Origin of the sequence: Corynebacterium callunae (assembly GCF_046592015.1) — a bacterium.
Lineage (GTDB): Bacteria > Actinomycetota > Actinomycetes > Mycobacteriales > Mycobacteriaceae > Corynebacterium > Corynebacterium callunae_A.
Window position 1 is genome coordinate 146,409 of the sequence record NZ_JAWVOB010000007.1, and the last position, 15,710, is coordinate 162,118.

Below are 15,710 nucleotides of genomic sequence, written 5' to 3' on the forward strand. Positions count from 1 at the left end.
CAGTAGCGGTTTTGGATTTGCGCAACCGAGTCGGCGTCAAAAAGTGCTTTTCGACGCCGCCCCGCACCGCAGTGCCTCCGGTTTAGCGGCGGTGTTCCGCATAACGGTGGCGGTGATGCTCGGCAAAGCCGAGCTTGTGATACAAGCCCAGGCCAGCCTCGTTATGGGCTACTACCTGGAGGTATGCCTCCTGTGCGCCCATTTCGGCGCCCCACTGCTGAATCAGTGCGCCGAGCGCGGTGCCCAGGCCCCGGCGTCGAAAAGCAGGAGCAACCTCAACGGCGGAATAGCCGAGGAATTCCCGCTCCTCCGCAGCGGTGATGGTGGCGCGGGTAATGGCCACCGTCTCACCGGCCTTGGTAGTAAAACGCCCGAAGCCCATCTGTCCTTCAATCTGGGTACGCAGCAATTCCAAGGCCTCCGGTGGCAGCGCCTGGCCGCGGAAATGGTACATATTCAGCCAATCCGCATCCGGCTGAGCATCCACACTAAATTCCATGCCTTCGGGCAATTCATTAGCGGGGATATCCTCCAAGGATTTGGTCATCACCACAATTTCCGGCCCCATAATCCACTCCGCAGGAGCCACATCAACCACCTTTTGGGCAGGGCGGCCAATACGTTCTGGAATATGCAAACGGATAGGCAGGTCATGCTCGCGATAAAAACGGGTGATCTTATCCATGGGCACCGGTTCAAATCCGACACTAGGGCCCAGCGGAGAAGCGGAATTAGAACGCTCAGTGATGCCATCGCCCGCGCGTAGCAGCCACCCATCGGACCATTCGTGCACCAAACCGGGAAAGGCCTTGGCAGTAGCAACCTCCACGGCCCGAATATCGGAATTTCGAATGGTGCGCGGGGAGAGGATCTTGATGACCTCAATTTGCTCCGCGGGTACCTCAATTTCTGCAGCTTGGGAGGGTATTCCGCCAATGCTCTGGGGGCGCACCACCAAAGGATTAAGCCCCACCACATGGCCAATCACATCGGTCCAATGCACCTCCGTGGCGGTCGCTCCAGGGAGCCTACGCCGCAATACAATACGATCGCCGACTTTAGGGTTCTGGCTGCGAAAACGCGGAAGACTAGGCGTCATGCCCGAAAGGATCCTCATCTTCGCCCGGCATCCAAGTCAGACCAGGAACAGTCCAGCCATTGGCCCTAATGGTCTTCTTGGCCATGCGCTTCCAGCGGCCAATCAACACATCGGTGTACAGGAAGCCATCGAGGTGGCCGACCTCGTGCTGGAAACAGCGTGCCAAAAAGCCCTCGGCTTCAACAGAAACTTCCTCGCCCTTTTCATTAAGGCCAGTGACCTTTGCCCAGTGTGCGCGGCCAGTGGGGAAGCCTTCGCCTGGAACAGAAAGGCAGCCTTCCTCATCGGTGCCATCATCGGCAGGCATGGTCTCGGGGATTTCCGAGGTTTGAAGCACTGGGTTAATAAAACAACCCTTGTGCATATTGCCTTCATCATCAGGGCAGTCGTAGACAAAGATGCGTTTGGATACGCCAATTTGGTTGGCAGCAAGGCCTACACCATTGGCAACATCCATGGTCTCAAACATATCTGCGATAAGTTCTTGCAGCTCAGAGACATCTTCAGTAACGAGGGCAGTGGGATTGTGGAGTACCGGATCACCACAAATAACAATTGGTCGGACAGTCATGCTTTACAGTTTAGGCATGCTCTCCGCAGATGATTTAAAGATCCTCACATTTGAGGCCTCCGCGCCCCGTGCCGTGGGGCCTAAGGAGGAGGCCATCCGTGCCACCTTTGACATCTCACCTGTGCGCTATTACCAGCGACTCAACCTCATTATTGATACCCCCGAGGCAATGAAAGTGAATCCAACATTGGTGTCCAGGTTACGGCGACGCGCGGGAAAGATAGACTAAACACCATGACTTCGGACATGCAGAATTCTCCACAGGATCCCACACCCACCAATGGCGCTGCCGCCGGTGGATTACCCATGCGTGGTTTTGCCATGATTTTGATCGCTGTTGCAGTGCTTTTGGGCGCTTGGGCACTGTGGTCAATGACCAGTAAAGATGATTCCTCCACGGTTGCTACCAGCACCACCGAGACCCAAGCACCAGCCACCAATGCTGGAACTGCCGCTTCCCAAGCTCCTGCTGCCTCTGATTCCGCTGCTGCTAGCTCCGTTCCAGCAGCTGCTGGCGCGAGCGCTGCTCCTGCTGCTTCCGGTACTTCTGCGGCAGCTCCGGTGGGCGGCATTGCAGCGGCCGGTGCTGCTGGCGGTGCAGCAGCAGCGGGAACCCCAGTGACCACCCTGTATGTGCTGAATAACTCCACTGTTCCGCAGCTGGCAGCTCGTGTTGCCGATGAACTCAAGGGCGATTACGAGAAGGTTGATTCCGGTAACTTGGCCGATGCGGTCCTGCCAGAAAACACCGTATTCTTCACCCCAGGCAATCCTGAGGCAGAAACCGCTGCTCGTGAGTTGGCTGATCGTGTTGGTGGCGTTGCTGTTGAGCGCAGCGATATTCTGCCGGCCGAAACTGCCGGAAATGATGCAATCGTTTTGGTTTTAACCCAAGACGTAGCACTTTAATAACCACTAGTTTTAACACCGTAGATCCACATTAGTTTTGAGGAGGCTCACGCCATGGGCATTGAGTTCAAGCGTTCACCGCAACCGACCCTCGGCGTGGAATGGGAGGTGGCGCTGGTTGACCCAGAAACCCGCGACCTCTCCCCACGGGCCTCGGAAATTCTAGATATTGTCAAAGCCCACCACCCTGAGGTGCATTTGGAAAGGGAATTCCTCCAAAACACCGTGGAGTTGGTTACCGGTATTTGCACCACTGTTCCCGAAGCAGTAGCCGATCTCCAGCATAGCTTGGACGCGGTTAAAGAAGCCTCCGATGAATTGGGCTTGAGGTTGTGGACCTCGGGTTCGCATCCTTTTTCTGATTTCCGTGAAAACCCGGTGTCAGAAAAAGGCTCCTATGATGAGATCATTGCGCGTACCCAGTACTGGGGAAATCAGATGCTTATCTGGGGCATCCATGTGCACGTAGGTATTAGCCATGAGGACCGCGTATGGCCAATTATCAACGCATTGGTCACCAATTACCCGCATATCCTGGCACTTTCTGCGAGCTCCCCAGCCTGGGATGGCATTGATACCGGATATGCCTCCAACCGCACCATGTTGTACCAGCAGCTGCCTACGGCTGGTTTGCCCTACCAATTCCAAAGCTGGGATGAGTGGCTGAGCTATATGGCTGACCAGGATAAATCTGGAGTAATCAACCACACCGGCTCCATGCACTTTGATATCCGCCCGGCTTCCAAATGGGGCACCATTGAAGTCCGCATTGCCGATTCCACCTCCAACCTGCGTGAACTTTCCGCAGTGGTGGCCCTGATCCACTGCCTGGTTGTGCACTATGACCGCATGATTGACCGCGGTGAAACCCTGCCTACTTTGCAACCATGGCATGTCTCGGAAAATAAGTGGCGTGCAGCTCGCTATGGCCTAGATGCGGAGATTATTATTTCTCGCGATACCGATGAGGCCATGGTTCAAGATGAGCTGCGCCGTACGGTCGCCCTGCTACATCCTTTGGCTGTAGAGCTGGGCTGTGACCGCGAGCTGGAGCTGGTGCTGGAGATCCTGGAGCGTGGAGGCGGATATGAACGTCAGCGCCGCGAATTTGAACGCACTGGTTCCTGGCTTGCTGCTGTTGATCTAGCCTGTGCCGAAATGGAGCAGCTTAAACCCCTAGAGCCCCGCGAGGAAAAATAATATGGATAGCCGCCACATCGTTCTCATCCCCGAAAATAATGAAATGCCGGATACTTTTACCGAGGTAGTTAATGAGATCTCCCCGGCATTGGGCCTTAAACCACGAATTATTCCCTGGTCAGGTTCTTTGGATGAGGGCGTGCGCGCGGTGGAATCCTATTTGGACCGTGAGGAAATTCGCCGGGTGGTGCTTTTCGCCGGTGGCAGTGGGGCAGCGGTGGCTTTAAAAATCTCGGTAAATAATCCCAAACGAGTAGAAAAGCTCATCGTGGATTCACCCCTGGTTGTAGCTGATAAAAAGCAGCTGCAAACAGCACAAAAAGCAGTGAAATTTATTCCGGGCTTCCTCTTCCGCAAACAAAGCAAAAAGGAAGTTTTAAACCAGCTGGATAAGGCGCAAGAGCAGCAACAACCTGCTTTTAGTGGTTTAGATATTGACACTCTGGTTATTAGTGGCAGTGCCGCTGCTTTTGATCAAAGTGCAGTTCTCAAAGAACAGTTGACGCGGGTACAAAGCCACGTTATTAATGGGGCGAAAAACCTCACCTATCGCACCCATGGCGCCGAAACCGGCGCAGTGCTAAACAACTTCCTAAGCGTCTAAAAGGTAGACAACACCAGTGCCACATTGAGGGCAACAATCACCGCGGCAATGAGCCAACAGACCACCTGCACCCAGCTTTTCGACGCATAAACCCCCATCACCTCGCGCGATCCCGCATAACGAAAAAGCGGGATGATCGCAAAGGGAATGCCGATGGATAACAGTGCTTGGGAGATCACCAAGACTCGAGAGGGTTCTACGCCTGCGCCGATGATCACCAGTGCCGGAATCACAGTAATAATGCGTCGAATTGCCACTGGGATACGCGCATGCAGCAACCCCGCCATAATTTCTGATCCTGCATAGGCGCCCACCGAGGTAGAAGCTAAACCGCTGGCTAATAAGCCAATGGCAAAAAATACGCCGATTATTGGCCCCAGATGGTCCACAATGGCTTGGTGTGCGCCGGCGATGGAGCCGGTGCTTTCCACCCCGAAGAGGGAACTAGCAGCAACTAAGAGCAACCCGATATTTACAATGCCGGCGATGGCCAAAGCAATAAAGATGTCTTTGCGGGTTCCTTTTAGGACCCGGGTGATTTCATCTATGTTGTGGTCTTTGTGGAAATGGTGTTTGACCAGCGAAGAATGCAGGTAGATGGCGTGTGGCATGACCGTTGCCCCCAGCATGGAAGCGGCGAGGACTACGGTCTCCGGGCCGTCGAAACGCGGAATTAGACCAGCTGCTACCCCGGCCGGATCGGGTGGGTTAATGAGAAGACCCGCCAGGAACCCGATGGAAATGATGGCCAGGAGACCGATGATGGTGCTTTCAAAGGCGCGGTGTTTGGTGGTGCCTTGGAAGAGGAGAATCACCATGGAGACTGCGCCGGTGATTATTGCACCCCAAATGAGCGGGAGATCAAAAAGCAGGTTGAGGGCGATTGCTCCGCCGATGACTTCGGCGAGGTCAGTGGCAATGACGATGAGTTCAGCCTGCAGCCAAAAACCTAAACGGGCTGGTTTGCTGAGCCTATCGCCCAGCAATTGGGGCAGGGATTTGCCAGTGATAATGCCGAGTTTGGCGGATTGATATTGGATGAGCATGGCCATGAGATTGGATAACACCAGTACCCAGACCAGCAGGTATCCAAATTGGGCGCCTGCAGAGATATTTGCAGCTACGTTGCCGGGGTCTACATAGGCCACGGCCGCGATAAACGCAGGCCCGATGACTCGGGCGAGCTGTGAATTATGAAGCGTCATTTCGTGGCCTCCCTTGAAGATCAGACTTCAAGTTATTGAACTATCTCTAGTTAAACGATACTCCCACAGCTGGGTGTGAAACTACTACTTTGCTGTGGGAGTTAATGTGGGAGTGCTCACGGGGCTGGGCTAAACAGCGGAAGCGTTATTTGCCCTTCATATTGAGCTCGGCTGGGGCTTCATTGGCGCTCATGGAATCCTTGGTGCCATAAAGACCTTCACGGCGGGACACACGGCCAACACGCTGGGCTGTTACGGGGCTAGTGAGTAGCGCAAAAAGCACCAGCAAAACCAGCAGGCCAAGATCGCTGCGATGGGACTGATTAAAACTTTCATGGCCCACAATGCGGATAATGGCTCCAGTCACGGTCAAAATCAGACCAGAGGTCTGAGGCTTGGCCATGGCATGGACACGCGACATGGAATCTTTAAAACGCAGTAGTCCCACCGAGGCAGAAAATGACAAAAATGCGCCGAGGATAATAAAGACGAGTGAGATGATATCGGTGATTAATTGCAGGCTCATTTAGGCACCATCCCTCTTGCGGAAGCGGGCTACGGAAACTGAGCTAATAAATCCCAATAATGCGACCACAATCATGGCATTGCTCACGGTGGTATCCAAAGACCAGCAGATATAGGTGGCCATAGCGCATTGCAGCATGGATACCGTGCCATCAAGTCCCAGCAGGCGGTCCATGGAATTGGGGCCAACCACAATGCGGTAGGTGGCAAAAATAAAGGACAACATGAAGAAGGCCGCAGCAACTGTCAGCCCGATTGTGTAGAGATGAGGATCCATCGCTTAGCTCCTTTCAAAGGTGTAGATCAAGCGACGTTCAAGTTCTGCAACATTGTTGATTTCCCGCTGAATGCCCTCTTCATCATCAGCATCAAGGACGTGAATAGTCCACATGCGGTTGGCGATATCAATATCGGTGACGGTGCCACCCGGCTGCAGGTTATAAAGCACCGTGGCCAGTGCCAATACCAAATCATTATTTACACGCATGGGAACTTTAAGGATTGCCGTTTTGGGGGGATCAGCTGGACGCAAAGCCAACCAGGCCACTTTCACAGAAGCCTTGGCCAAATCCCAGAACCACAGCAGGATTAGCTTAATTAGCGCACCCCAGCGGATGGAAAGGTTGGCCACGGGCATCGCAGGCATAGGCAAAAACAGCACAATGGCCAGGGCTACCAAGAGCCCAGCGATGAAATTAGCCCAGGTGAATTCCGCCATGAGCATAACCCACATGAGGGTCAGCCAAATGACAAAATAGGGGCGAAAACGCCTTTTTAGACCTTCAATCATTGTCCCTCCTCCACAGAAGTTGCTTCAGAGCTGGCGGTTGAGGGGTCCGTCGAAAAGCTCTCTTGTTGGGATTCGCCGGCGTTGTTGGCGTCGATGCGGTGGTTGATATCGTCGCGGTTGGCGTCGTAGCGCTCCATCTCCAAGGTCCGGGAGGGATCCTCGTAGTTGGGGCCGAGCACCGCGGTGCGATAAATGCTGATGTCCTGGGCGGACTCAGCAGCGCGGCCGGTGATAGAGGAAAGCGGGCCTGCCAGCACCGATACGGCAAGCGAGGAAATTACAAGAATTGAAGTGGATGCGACCATGCCAAAAGGAATGCGTCCCACATCATTACGGTCCTTGACAGAGATCTCATCTTGCACATCCACCAGTGGCGCTGGACGGGCTAGCACAGTTGCGCCATCGGGGGCATCTTTGCGGTCGCGCCAAAAGGCCTTCGACCATACCAACACCATGGTGTAGAGGGTGAGCAAGGAGGTGATAACTGCGCCGGCGATAAGCACCCACGCCATCCAGCTGCCTTCCTCGGCACCAGCCTGTAGCAAAATAACCTTTCCTAAGAAACCGGAGAAAGGTGGGATACCACCGAGGTTGATGGCAGGAATGAAGTACAAAATAGCCAGCAGCGGGGAGAGATACGCCAGTGATCCCAGGCGACGTAGGGAAGAGGATCCAGCTTGGCGTTCAATCAGGCCAACCACTAAGAAGAGTGAGGTCTGCACCAAAATATGGTGAATGGCGTAGAAAATAGCGCCGGAAAGACCCTGAGCAGAACCGAGGGAAACGCCGAAAATCATATAGCCAATATGGCTGACCAGGGTAAATGACAAAAGACGTTTAATGTCATACTGCGCCATGGCGCCGAGAATACCCACCAACATGGTGGCCAAAGCCACCCACATCAACATGGTGTCCAGGGAACCATCGGTAAAGATAATCGATCGCGCACGAATGATGGAATACACACCCACCTTGGTCAGCAAACCCGCAAACACCGCGGTGACCAGCGAAGGTGCGGTGGGGTAGGAGTCTGGCAGCCAAGAATCCAGCGGGAAAACCGCTGCCTTAATGCCGAAGGCCACCAATAGCACCGCAAAAATTGCGGAGCGTGTGCCGGAGGGGATTTCCTCCATGCGCAGGCCAATATGGGCCATATTTAGTGTTCCCACCGAGGCATAAACCATGGCCAATCCAAAGAGGAAGACCATCGATGAGGACATAGACACCATCACATAACCCACGCCGGAACGCACACGCGCCGGCGAGGCACCAAGTGTGAGCAGCACATAGGAGGCCACCAACAGCACCTCAAAACCGACATAGAGGTTAAAGAGGTCGCCAGCTAAAAAGGCCAGGTTCACACCCATGGATAGCAGCAGGTAGGTAGGCAAAAACACCGCAACCGGCTCATCTTTGCCACCATCTCTAATACCCTGGCTAATCGCGTACCACATCACGGTAAAAAGCACGATAGAGCTCACCGTCAGCATGGATACCGATAACCGGTCTGCCACCAAGGTGATGCCAACGGGGGCATCCCAGCCGCCCATTTGCAGGGTTTGAATGCCTTCACGGTCCACCAGGTACAACATGGTGACATTGATACCAATAAGGAAGAGCAAGACAGCCAAGGTGACCACGCGCTGAACGTGCAGGTACTTGGATAAAATCAGCGTCAGCGCAGCGGCCACCGCCGGCAAAATAACCGGCATGGACACCATATAAGGCAAAAGTGGCACCAGGAAGTTGTACAGTTCGCTACTCATCCTTAGCTCCCCTCACTGGTGATTCGAAGGATTCCGGACCAAAACCATCGCCCTCAGAGGTCATGCGGCCAGTCTCTGGGTCATCCGAGGCATCATGGTCAGGTGCTGCAGATGCCAGATTGGGGCGCACAGAAATTGCGACGTCTTCAGAGTCATCTTCAATAAAGTCCTCAGTACGGTAACGGTATTGGCGATACGCCAAAGCGAGCATAAAAGCTGTCATAGCCATGGAAATCACGATGGCAGTCAAAATCATGGCCTGCGCCAGCGGATCCGCAATTTTATCGCCATAAAGCTCATTTTCACGCCCCAGAATTGGTGGCGATCCAGTCGCGCCGCCGGAGACCAAAATCAGCAGGTTCGCGCCGTTGCCCATCAGCATCAGCCCCATAATCATCTTGGTCATTGCGCGATCCAGCAGCAGATACACGCCCGCTGCAATGAGCGTTCCCGCAGCTAGTAGGAGGAAAAGATTGGCTACCATTTACTGTTCCTTCCCTTCAGCGTTGATTGTGCTTGTCGACGTTCCATCGCTGCGGTTTTCACTCAGCGCTGCGCTATCTGTGGCTTGCGGCCGAATCGAAGGCAGTGCCCGGGGATTTTTCTCTCCAGCAGTCGTGCTGCTGCGCGCGCCCACCTTGGCAGGCTGCTTGCGACGCATCGTGCGCGCCAGGCGGCGCGCACGGTCACGGGCACGTTGCTTACGCATTTCCTCATCGCGGTCGAGCTGGCCGCCCAAACTGGTGAGAATATGCATAATCAAACCAATGACAATGAGATAAACGCCCAGGTCAAAGAGCAATGCTGAAGGGATATGCATTTCCCCAATCAGCGGCAGCTCAAGATCCAAGATATGGGAGGTCAGCGGTGGTTCGCCCAAAAGCACCAGCGGCCACAAGACTGCCGTAGCAGAAATGAGCAGACCTGAGCCGAGGATACGGCCAGGATCAATGGGCAGAGCCTCCTCCAATTCTTCACGACCACCGGCGATATAGCGCAAAGCAAAAGCCAGGGAAGCAACCAAACCACCGGCGAAGCCACCACCTGGGGCATTGTGACCGACAAAGAAGAAGTACACCGATAGCAAAATCATCGAGGGGAAGAGGAGGCGGGTAATCACATCAACCATCAAGGAACGGTTCTGAGCCCTTTCCGAATCCACCGCAGTAGCCAACCAGCGTCGACCAGCGGTAGCCAGGGTTGGACGCCTGGAATCCTTGCGGAAGCTGCGATTGCGATAGACCAAGGAAGCGATACCGGTTGCTGTAATCACCAGCACCGAAATCTCGCCGAAGGTATCAAAGCCACGCAGATCCACCAGCAGAACGTTGACCGTGTTGGCGCCATGGCCGATCTCATAACCAAGTTCTTGCATATAGACAGAGATCGGTTCACCCACGCGGGCATTCATAGCGAAGATCGTGAGGATCACAACAGCGAAGCCAGTGGCAGCAGCCAACCAAGCTCGCAGACGGGAATTTTTAGGACCTGCTTTCCATGATACTTCCGTGGGCATTTTACGTAGAACCAGCATGAATACCACCATGACGATGGTTTCTACCAGGGCCTGGGTAAGTGCCAAATCGGGGGCGCCATGCATGGCAAAAATAATGGCGATGCCATAACCGGTAACACCCACCATGATCAATGCCGAGAGGCGATTGTCCATGCGCGTGGCGACAATAGCCATGACAATAATGATGCTGGCAATAAAACCTTGGAGCGGAGTATCCCAGAGTTCCATGCGTACCGCACTGCGATCTCCGCTGATCAATGCGATCAACGGAACCAAGGTGAGCACCAAGAAAATCACACCGACGTTCAAGGTCAAAGAACCACGCTGGGTGGATGCCGTTAAGCGCAGGGAAAGCACACGCAAGAAGTCCAACACCGCATCATAGGCGGTATCCGCACTGCCAAAAGCTGCCGTTTTAGGGCGAATGGCCTCGACGGTATCAAGTTTCCAATAAAGCAAGAAGCCCGAAATAACAATCACCGTGGAGAGCAACAGCGGAATATTAAAGCCGTGCCAGAGTGATAGATAAGTGGCATGAGCATCGGGCGCGGCAGGAGTGACATTATCAAGGTGCATGACAATCGCAGCGGAAATTGGTTTGGGGAAAAGACCCAAGCCGACGCTGAGGAATGCCAATACTACCGGCGCAATCCACAGCTTGAACTTCACCGGATGCATATTGGCCACAGCAGGTGATTGTCCATTGTTTTCCGGGAATTGCACATGCTTGGTGGCAAAAGCACCATAAAGGAAATAACAAGAATATGCCATCGTGAAAATTGAGCCCAGCACAATTCCCGCCAGCATCAATCGACCTGGCATACCGTGCAGCATTTCTTCATTCAGCACTGCTGTCAGTGCTGATTCCTTGGCGATAAAACCAAAAAGCGGTGGAATACCAGCCATGGAGGCTGCGGAAATTGCAGCCACCACCAGCAAAATTGGTTGTTTACGCCAGAGTCCGGAGAGTTTTCTAATATCTCGGGTACCCGTGGTGTGGTCGATGGCGCCCACTGTCATAAACAACGTGGCCTTAAAGAGGGAGTGGCCAAAGGTTAGTGCCAACGCCGCCAGCAGTGCCTCGCGGGTGCCGATACCCATGACCGAGATAATAAAACCGAGCTGGGAGACGGTGCCATAGGCGAGGATGAGCTTAAGATCCTTTTGGCGCAGAGCCATCCAGCCACCCATGGTCATGGTGAGCATGCCGAGCGGAATAATGATGAGATACCACGAGGAAACCACATTAAACTCTGGCGCCAATCGTGCTACTAGATAAATGCCAGCTTTCACCATCGCGGCGGAGTGCAGATAAGCAGATACCGGCGTTGGAGCAGCCATAGCGCCTGGTAGCCAAAAGTGTGTGGGGGCGATTGCTGATTTGGATAGCGCACCTGCCAAGAGCAGGGCAGCAGCCACAGAGGTGAAGGGGGCATCTGCCCAAGAACCTTCATAAGCGGGAATATCGGAGAAATTCCATACTCCGGTTTGGGTTCCCAACAAGATGATGCCTACCAGCATGGCCAAACCACCCAAGGTGGTGACCATCAGTGCTTGTCCCGCCGAGCGCCTAGAGGATGCGCGTTCACCGTAGTAGCCGACCAACAGGAAGGACAATACCGAGGTTATCTCCCAGAACACGTACATCAGCAAAATATTGTCGGAAATCACGAGGCCATACATGGCCATTGCAAAGGCAGTGAGTTCTCCCGCGAAGGCGCTTAGGCGTCCAGGGTTGGAGTCAAAATAGCCCCAACAATAAAGCAGGACGAGTGCACCGACGCCCAAAATAATAAGGGAGAATAGTGCAGCTAGAGAATCCAAGCGGAAGTTGATATCGAGGTTTGCCGAAGGCATCCACTCATAGTGGAGGCGTATATCACCTCCATTCTTGAAGGTGCCTGTGAGAAATTCCGAGATAACCCAAAAGAATCCGGCTGCTGGCACGAGTGCGAGCAATCCGAAGGCGGGTCGTCCGATGGTACGGATGAGTACGGGGGCGATCACTGCGGCGGCAGTGAGGGCGAGAAAAAGAATTAGCACGCGATCTCCAGTTCCCCTTTGCGCATTGTGGATTTGTCTGGAGCCACACCATTTAACAACGCCGGCGCGCGTGCTACCCCCAGCTAGAAACACACGTCAATATGGAGCACGAAGTTGATAACTGAGAAACACCCAAGCTCGGTCGGCGTCGCTTGAGGGCGCGACCAATAATTATGAAGTCTACCTATCGTTTCCCTGTGTTCCCAATGGAAAAACGATTTTCACTGTATTAATAGGGGGCTATTGCACGCTGGTAGTTAACGTTTATGCAGTTCATTGCATGATGATGAGAGGCTGGTGTAAGCCCAAAAATAATTCCATCGCGGGTGCACCTGTGGGGCGTTCCAGCGATGGAATTATTTTTGGATTATTGGTTTTTCGCCTGCGGCACTACCCATAAATGAGGTGAGCTGCGGAGCTCATAGCAGCTGCTGCGGAATGCTCAGGGGTGCCACCAAAGCCCATGGCCCAGGTGCGGTGAACGTTATTGCAGGTGTAGATAAAGGTGACGGTTGCTTCAAAGATGTCGAATTGGTGGAATTCGAGGATTTCAATGCGACGGCCAGCATCTGCGAGAAGATTGGTGCAAGCGGAAACTGGGCCGGTAGCGATGATCTCAGCATCGATGGTGCTACGGTGCTGTTCAGAGTTGGTGATCATCGTAGCGTTAAAGCGGAAGAGGCCTCCACGCAGAGCCTGGGACTCTAGGTTGTTAATGCGCAAGTTGCCCATTGGAGCGTAGTTGTTGATAAAGGTGCGCCATTCCATGCCGTGAGCTTCTTCGCGCAGGCCACGGGGGAGCTGGTGTCCAAAGCGTTCCTGGAAAGGATCAGCGCTTGGGATGTGCTGGATAGGGGTGCTCTGTGGAGCGGTTTGAGGCTGCGTTTCCCGCTGCGGAAAGTTGATGATGGTGGAGTGGCGGGAATTCTGGGTGCGGAGGTAGAGAGACATTGACACGGTCCTTTGCGTCTTTAAAAGGGGAAAGCAGGATCGTTCTCTTCTTGTTCCAGAAAAGAATATGTGTGTACAGGATCCTGTTAGGTGGAGGACCGACTCTTAAGCGTTTTTTGGGTGATGATTAACGACTACTTCCCTAGTGCGGGGAGTCAGTCCTTCATCCCGCCGTAGGGTACGTAGCCTTGGCTACTCGCTTAAGGTCAATGTTTTTAGTCACGTTGGCCATAGTAACGACGGTCACATAATTGATCAAGAGGCCATTTCGGGACAGGCAAAAACCCACCCCCAGGCGGGGGTGGGTTAGGGTTAAAGTACTACTTTTAAAAAGTCTACTTTGTGTAGTTGAGCAGGAAGAGTGCCTCCGCGGTGGCAATATCGCGGATCTCGTGAGGATCCACGGATTCGTTAGCAGAGTGGATCACTGAAAGTGGCTCCTCGACACCATAAAGCGCCAATTCTGCGTTGGGATTAACCTCAATCAACTCGGTGCACAAAGGAATGGATCCACCGCTGCCCTCGGTCACAGTTTCCTTGTCGTCATAAGACGCGGAAAGGCACTGGGAGAAGGTAGACATGGCAGGGCCGGTGATGTCGGTGGAAAATGGCTGGTTGATATCGTCCATCTGCACGGTGACCTTTGCGCCCCAAGGAGCATGGTTGATCAAGTGCTCTTTTAGCTTTGCGGCTACCTCATCTGCATCTTGGCCTGCAGGTACACGTAAGTTGAGCTTTGCAGAAGCAGTTGCAGGAACCGCGTTGAGAGCCTGGGCGACAGGAGTTGAAGTAAAGCCCGTGATAGAGATGGCGGGACGAGACCACAGCATGCTGGAGGGGTTGTCACCATTGCCCATGATCTCAACACCGTCCAGGATTCCGGCATCGGTGCGGAAAGTTTCAGGATCATAAGGTGCACCCTCCCAAACAGCAGAGGAGTCCACACCATCAATCACAGTACGACCGTCCTCATCGCGCAGGGTATCTAGAATGCGGACCAATGCAGCTACTGCATCTGGAGCTGCTCCGCCGTACTGGCCGGAGTGCACAGCATTTTTGAGGGTGTCGACGGTGACTGTGACCTGGCCACCGCCACGCAAAGTAGTGGTAAGAGTTGGAACGCCAACAGCAGCATTACCACTATCGGCGATGAGGATGACGTCGGCGTCGAAAAGCGCTGGTTGTTCTTGAATGAGCGCGCTTAGCGCGCTGCCGCCCATTTCCTCTGAACCTTCAATGACATAGGTGAGGTTGAGGTCGGTATTGCCCAAGGCCTGCACTGCGCGCAGAGCAGCGAGGTGCATGACCAGGTTGCCCTTGCAGTCTGCGGCGCCACGGCCGTACCAGCGGGTGCCTTCGCCTGCATCGCGCTCGGTCAGTTCAAAAGGACTGGTTTCCCACAGCTCCAAAGGACCTGCAGGAACGACGTCGAAGTGGCTGTAGAGCAGGATCTTTTGGGCATCGGGAGCGCCAGCTTTGGTGGCAACAAAATTAGTGGTGCCGTCTGCTGCGGGATATTCAGTTACAGATAGTCCCGCCTCGGTGAGGGCCTTGCGGACCCAGGCTGCAGCTGCGACATAGTCCTCGTGAAGGGCTTCGCTGCTGTGCACTGAATCAAAAGAAACAATCTCTTTTAACTGGTTAAAGATTTGCTCTCGTTGACTCTCAAGATGGGCTTTGATTTCTTGGACATTGCTGAATTGGCTCATGCCTTTCCACCTTATATACCTTGAGCTGCAGATGTTAAAGCGCTTGTAGGATCGTGGCGGGTTTTCAGGCTAGCAACTTTTAGGGAAATTGTAGGAAATGTTCGATTTTTTAAGCTTGTAGGCGAATGATGTCCGGTGGCTGAGTAAACTTCGAGGGGAAGCAAAAATCTTAAAAGTTGGTCAATTTTCTTCCGACTGGTTTCCTTTAATGCAGTACCACCAGAAATCCTCGAAAGATCGCGAGTTGTTTATGTCTCAAGGTTTTAATCCACCGTCTGGAGGTCCTTTTGGATCGTCTCCCAGCGGGCAATCGGGCTTTGGTGCCGGTCAAGGCGGTTTTGGAGCAGGCGCGGGAAATTCAGGCGGATTTGGTGGCTTTGGCCAAGATTCAGCAGCACCAAGCCCTTTTGGGGGCGCGGGGAATAGTGGTTTTTCAACAGGTGGTTTTGATTCTGGGTTCGGTTCTGCACCTGCGGGATCTCGAAACCGGGGCTTCACTAAGGCTCCTATTAAAAAATTAATCCCAAGTTTGGTTTTTGCGCTGCTGGGAATCGGACTAAATATTTGGCTCATATTCAGCGATATCGTCGCCACGGATACCGCCTTCCTCATTGTGTCTGGGGCTGCGTGGGGGCTGGCAGGAATTTTTGGAATATCTATGCTGAGCTGGTATTTCAACGGATTAAATGAGGCTAGAGCCAATGGCATCTTTGTTGATGAGTCGGCCCGCAAGGCTTTCTTTTATGTCACCGCCATTGCCCTGCTTATTGCAGTGTTGTGGTCAGCTTTTAATATCGCTCAGTTCTTCGGGAAATTATAAGG

16 protein-coding genes are annotated in these 15,710 nt (G+C 53.6%); 5 read left to right on the forward strand and 11 right to left on the reverse strand.

Annotation, left to right across the window (positions count from 1 at the left end; genetic code table 11):
- Positions 1–82: 82 nt before the first annotated feature.
- Both SFC07_RS09385 and SFC07_RS09390 read right to left on the reverse strand, forming a co-directional pair.
- Positions 83–1,099, reverse strand: a complete 1,017-nt coding sequence (locus tag SFC07_RS09385) for a GNAT family N-acetyltransferase (RefSeq protein WP_411207982.1) — start codon at positions 1,097–1,099, stop codon at positions 83–85.
- Complete coding sequence (locus SFC07_RS09390; RefSeq protein ID WP_411207983.1) at positions 1,089–1,670, reverse strand: peptide deformylase; 582 nt, start codon at positions 1,668–1,670, stop codon at positions 1,089–1,091. Before SFC07_RS09390 ends, SFC07_RS09385 begins: the two co-directional genes overlap by 11 nt.
- Positions 1,671–1,686: 16 nt before the next feature.
- Here SFC07_RS09390 and SFC07_RS09395 point away from each other — a divergent pair, with 16 nt between their 5' ends.
- Genes SFC07_RS09395 through SFC07_RS09410 form a run of 4 tightly spaced genes read left to right on the forward strand, consistent with a single transcriptional unit; the run spans position 1,687 to position 4,383 of the window.
- Entirely contained in the window at positions 1,687–1,899 is a 213-nt protein-coding gene (locus SFC07_RS09395; protein ID WP_411207984.1) for a DUF3263 domain-containing protein, read from the forward strand.
- 5 nt (positions 1,900–1,904) lie between these two features.
- Positions 1,905–2,579 (forward strand): LytR C-terminal domain-containing protein, encoded by a 675-nt coding sequence (locus SFC07_RS09400; protein ID WP_411207985.1) that lies wholly within the window; start codon positions 1,905–1,907, stop codon positions 2,577–2,579.
- A 54-nt stretch (positions 2,580–2,633) separates the two neighbouring features.
- Entirely contained in the window at positions 2,634–3,779 is a 1,146-nt protein-coding gene (locus SFC07_RS09405) for a glutamate--cysteine ligase (protein WP_411207986.1), read from the forward strand.
- Between the two features lies 1 nt (position 3,780).
- A complete protein-coding gene (locus SFC07_RS09410) occupies positions 3,781–4,383 on the forward strand; it encodes an alpha/beta fold hydrolase (RefSeq protein ID WP_411207987.1) in 603 nt (200 codons plus the stop codon).
- Here the strand turns inward: SFC07_RS09410 and SFC07_RS09415 are convergent.
- The 9 genes from SFC07_RS09415 to SFC07_RS09455 form a co-directional block, all read right to left on the reverse strand.
- A complete protein-coding gene (locus SFC07_RS09415; protein WP_411207988.1) occupies positions 4,380–5,588 on the reverse strand; it encodes an Nramp family divalent metal transporter in 1,209 nt (402 codons plus the stop codon). The genes SFC07_RS09410 and SFC07_RS09415 overlap by 4 nt on opposite strands.
- Positions 5,589–5,733: 145 nt before the next feature.
- Positions 5,734–6,114 (reverse strand): monovalent cation/H(+) antiporter subunit G, encoded by a 381-nt coding sequence (locus SFC07_RS09420; protein ID WP_411207989.1) that lies wholly within the window; start codon positions 6,112–6,114, stop codon positions 5,734–5,736.
- Entirely contained in the window at positions 6,115–6,390 is a 276-nt protein-coding gene (locus SFC07_RS09425; protein WP_411207990.1) for a monovalent cation/H+ antiporter complex subunit F, read from the reverse strand. It lies immediately after the preceding gene.
- A 3-nt stretch (positions 6,391–6,393) separates the two neighbouring features.
- Entirely contained in the window at positions 6,394–6,903 is a 510-nt protein-coding gene (locus tag SFC07_RS09430; protein ID WP_411207991.1) for a Na+/H+ antiporter subunit E, read from the reverse strand.
- Positions 6,900–8,669, reverse strand: coding sequence for a Na+/H+ antiporter subunit D (locus SFC07_RS09435; protein ID WP_411207992.1), 1,770 nt, complete (start codon positions 8,667–8,669; stop codon positions 6,900–6,902). The genes SFC07_RS09430 and SFC07_RS09435 overlap by 4 nt, the downstream gene beginning before the upstream one ends.
- On the reverse strand, positions 8,662–9,153 hold the full coding sequence (locus SFC07_RS09440) for a Na(+)/H(+) antiporter subunit C (RefSeq protein WP_411207993.1): 492 nt from the start codon (positions 9,151–9,153) through the stop codon (positions 8,662–8,664). The genes SFC07_RS09435 and SFC07_RS09440 overlap by 8 nt, the downstream gene beginning before the upstream one ends.
- The gene (locus tag SFC07_RS09445; RefSeq protein ID WP_411207994.1) at positions 9,154–12,228 is read right to left on the reverse strand and encodes a Na+/H+ antiporter subunit A; all 3,075 of its coding nucleotides are present in this window, start codon (positions 12,226–12,228) and stop codon (positions 9,154–9,156) included. It abuts the gene before it with no gap.
- 390 nt (positions 12,229–12,618) lie between these two features.
- A complete protein-coding gene (locus SFC07_RS09450) occupies positions 12,619–13,179 on the reverse strand; it encodes an acetyl-CoA acetyltransferase (protein ID WP_411207995.1) in 561 nt (186 codons plus the stop codon).
- A 335-nt stretch (positions 13,180–13,514) separates the two neighbouring features.
- Positions 13,515–14,888: a dipeptidase gene (locus tag SFC07_RS09455; protein ID WP_411207996.1), complete on the reverse strand. Its 1,374-nt coding sequence runs from the start codon at positions 14,886–14,888 to the stop codon at positions 13,515–13,517.
- Positions 14,889–15,138: 250 nt separating this feature from the next.
- Here SFC07_RS09455 and SFC07_RS09460 point away from each other — a divergent pair, with 250 nt between their 5' ends.
- Positions 15,139–15,708, forward strand: coding sequence for a hypothetical protein (locus SFC07_RS09460; RefSeq protein ID WP_411207997.1), 570 nt, complete (start codon positions 15,139–15,141; stop codon positions 15,706–15,708).
- The last annotated feature ends 2 nt before the right edge of the window (positions 15,709–15,710 follow it).

What these genes read in the sequence shown, in the direction of transcription:
- SFC07_RS09435 (WP_411207992.1), bottom strand. Translation starts at nt 8,669, where the DNA reads ATGAGTAGCGAACTGTACAACTTCCTGGTGCCACTTTTGCCTTATATG.
- SFC07_RS09450 (WP_411207995.1), bottom strand. Translation starts at nt 13,179, where the DNA reads ATGTCTCTCTACCTCCGCACCCAGAATTCCCGCCACTCCACCATCATC.
- SFC07_RS09385 (WP_411207982.1), bottom strand. Translation starts at nt 1,099, where the DNA reads ATGACGCCTAGTCTTCCGCGTTTTCGCAGCCAGAACCCTAAAGTCGGC.
- SFC07_RS09425 (WP_411207990.1), bottom strand. Translation starts at nt 6,390, where the DNA reads ATGGATCCTCATCTCTACACAATCGGGCTGACAGTTGCTGCGGCCTTC.
- SFC07_RS09430 (WP_411207991.1), bottom strand. Translation starts at nt 6,903, where the DNA reads ATGATTGAAGGTCTAAAAAGGCGTTTTCGCCCCTATTTTGTCATTTGG.
- SFC07_RS09455 (WP_411207996.1), bottom strand. Translation starts at nt 14,888, where the DNA reads ATGAGCCAATTCAGCAATGTCCAAGAAATCAAAGCCCATCTTGAGAGT.
- SFC07_RS09440 (WP_411207993.1), bottom strand. Translation starts at nt 9,153, where the DNA reads ATGGTAGCCAATCTTTTCCTCCTACTAGCTGCGGGAACGCTCATTGCA.
- SFC07_RS09420 (WP_411207989.1), bottom strand. Translation starts at nt 6,114, where the DNA reads ATGAGCCTGCAATTAATCACCGATATCATCTCACTCGTCTTTATTATC.
- SFC07_RS09415 (WP_411207988.1), bottom strand. Translation starts at nt 5,588, where the DNA reads ATGACGCTTCATAATTCACAGCTCGCCCGAGTCATCGGGCCTGCGTTT.
- SFC07_RS09460 (WP_411207997.1), top strand. Translation starts at nt 15,139, where the DNA reads ATGTCTCAAGGTTTTAATCCACCGTCTGGAGGTCCTTTTGGATCGTCT.
- SFC07_RS09390 (WP_411207983.1), bottom strand. Translation starts at nt 1,670, where the DNA reads ATGACTGTCCGACCAATTGTTATTTGTGGTGATCCGGTACTCCACAAT.
- SFC07_RS09395 (WP_411207984.1), top strand. Translation starts at nt 1,687, where the DNA reads ATGCTCTCCGCAGATGATTTAAAGATCCTCACATTTGAGGCCTCCGCG.
- SFC07_RS09400 (WP_411207985.1), top strand. Translation starts at nt 1,905, where the DNA reads ATGACTTCGGACATGCAGAATTCTCCACAGGATCCCACACCCACCAAT.
- SFC07_RS09410 (WP_411207987.1), top strand. Translation starts at nt 3,781, where the DNA reads ATGGATAGCCGCCACATCGTTCTCATCCCCGAAAATAATGAAATGCCG.
- SFC07_RS09405 (WP_411207986.1), top strand. Translation starts at nt 2,634, where the DNA reads ATGGGCATTGAGTTCAAGCGTTCACCGCAACCGACCCTCGGCGTGGAA.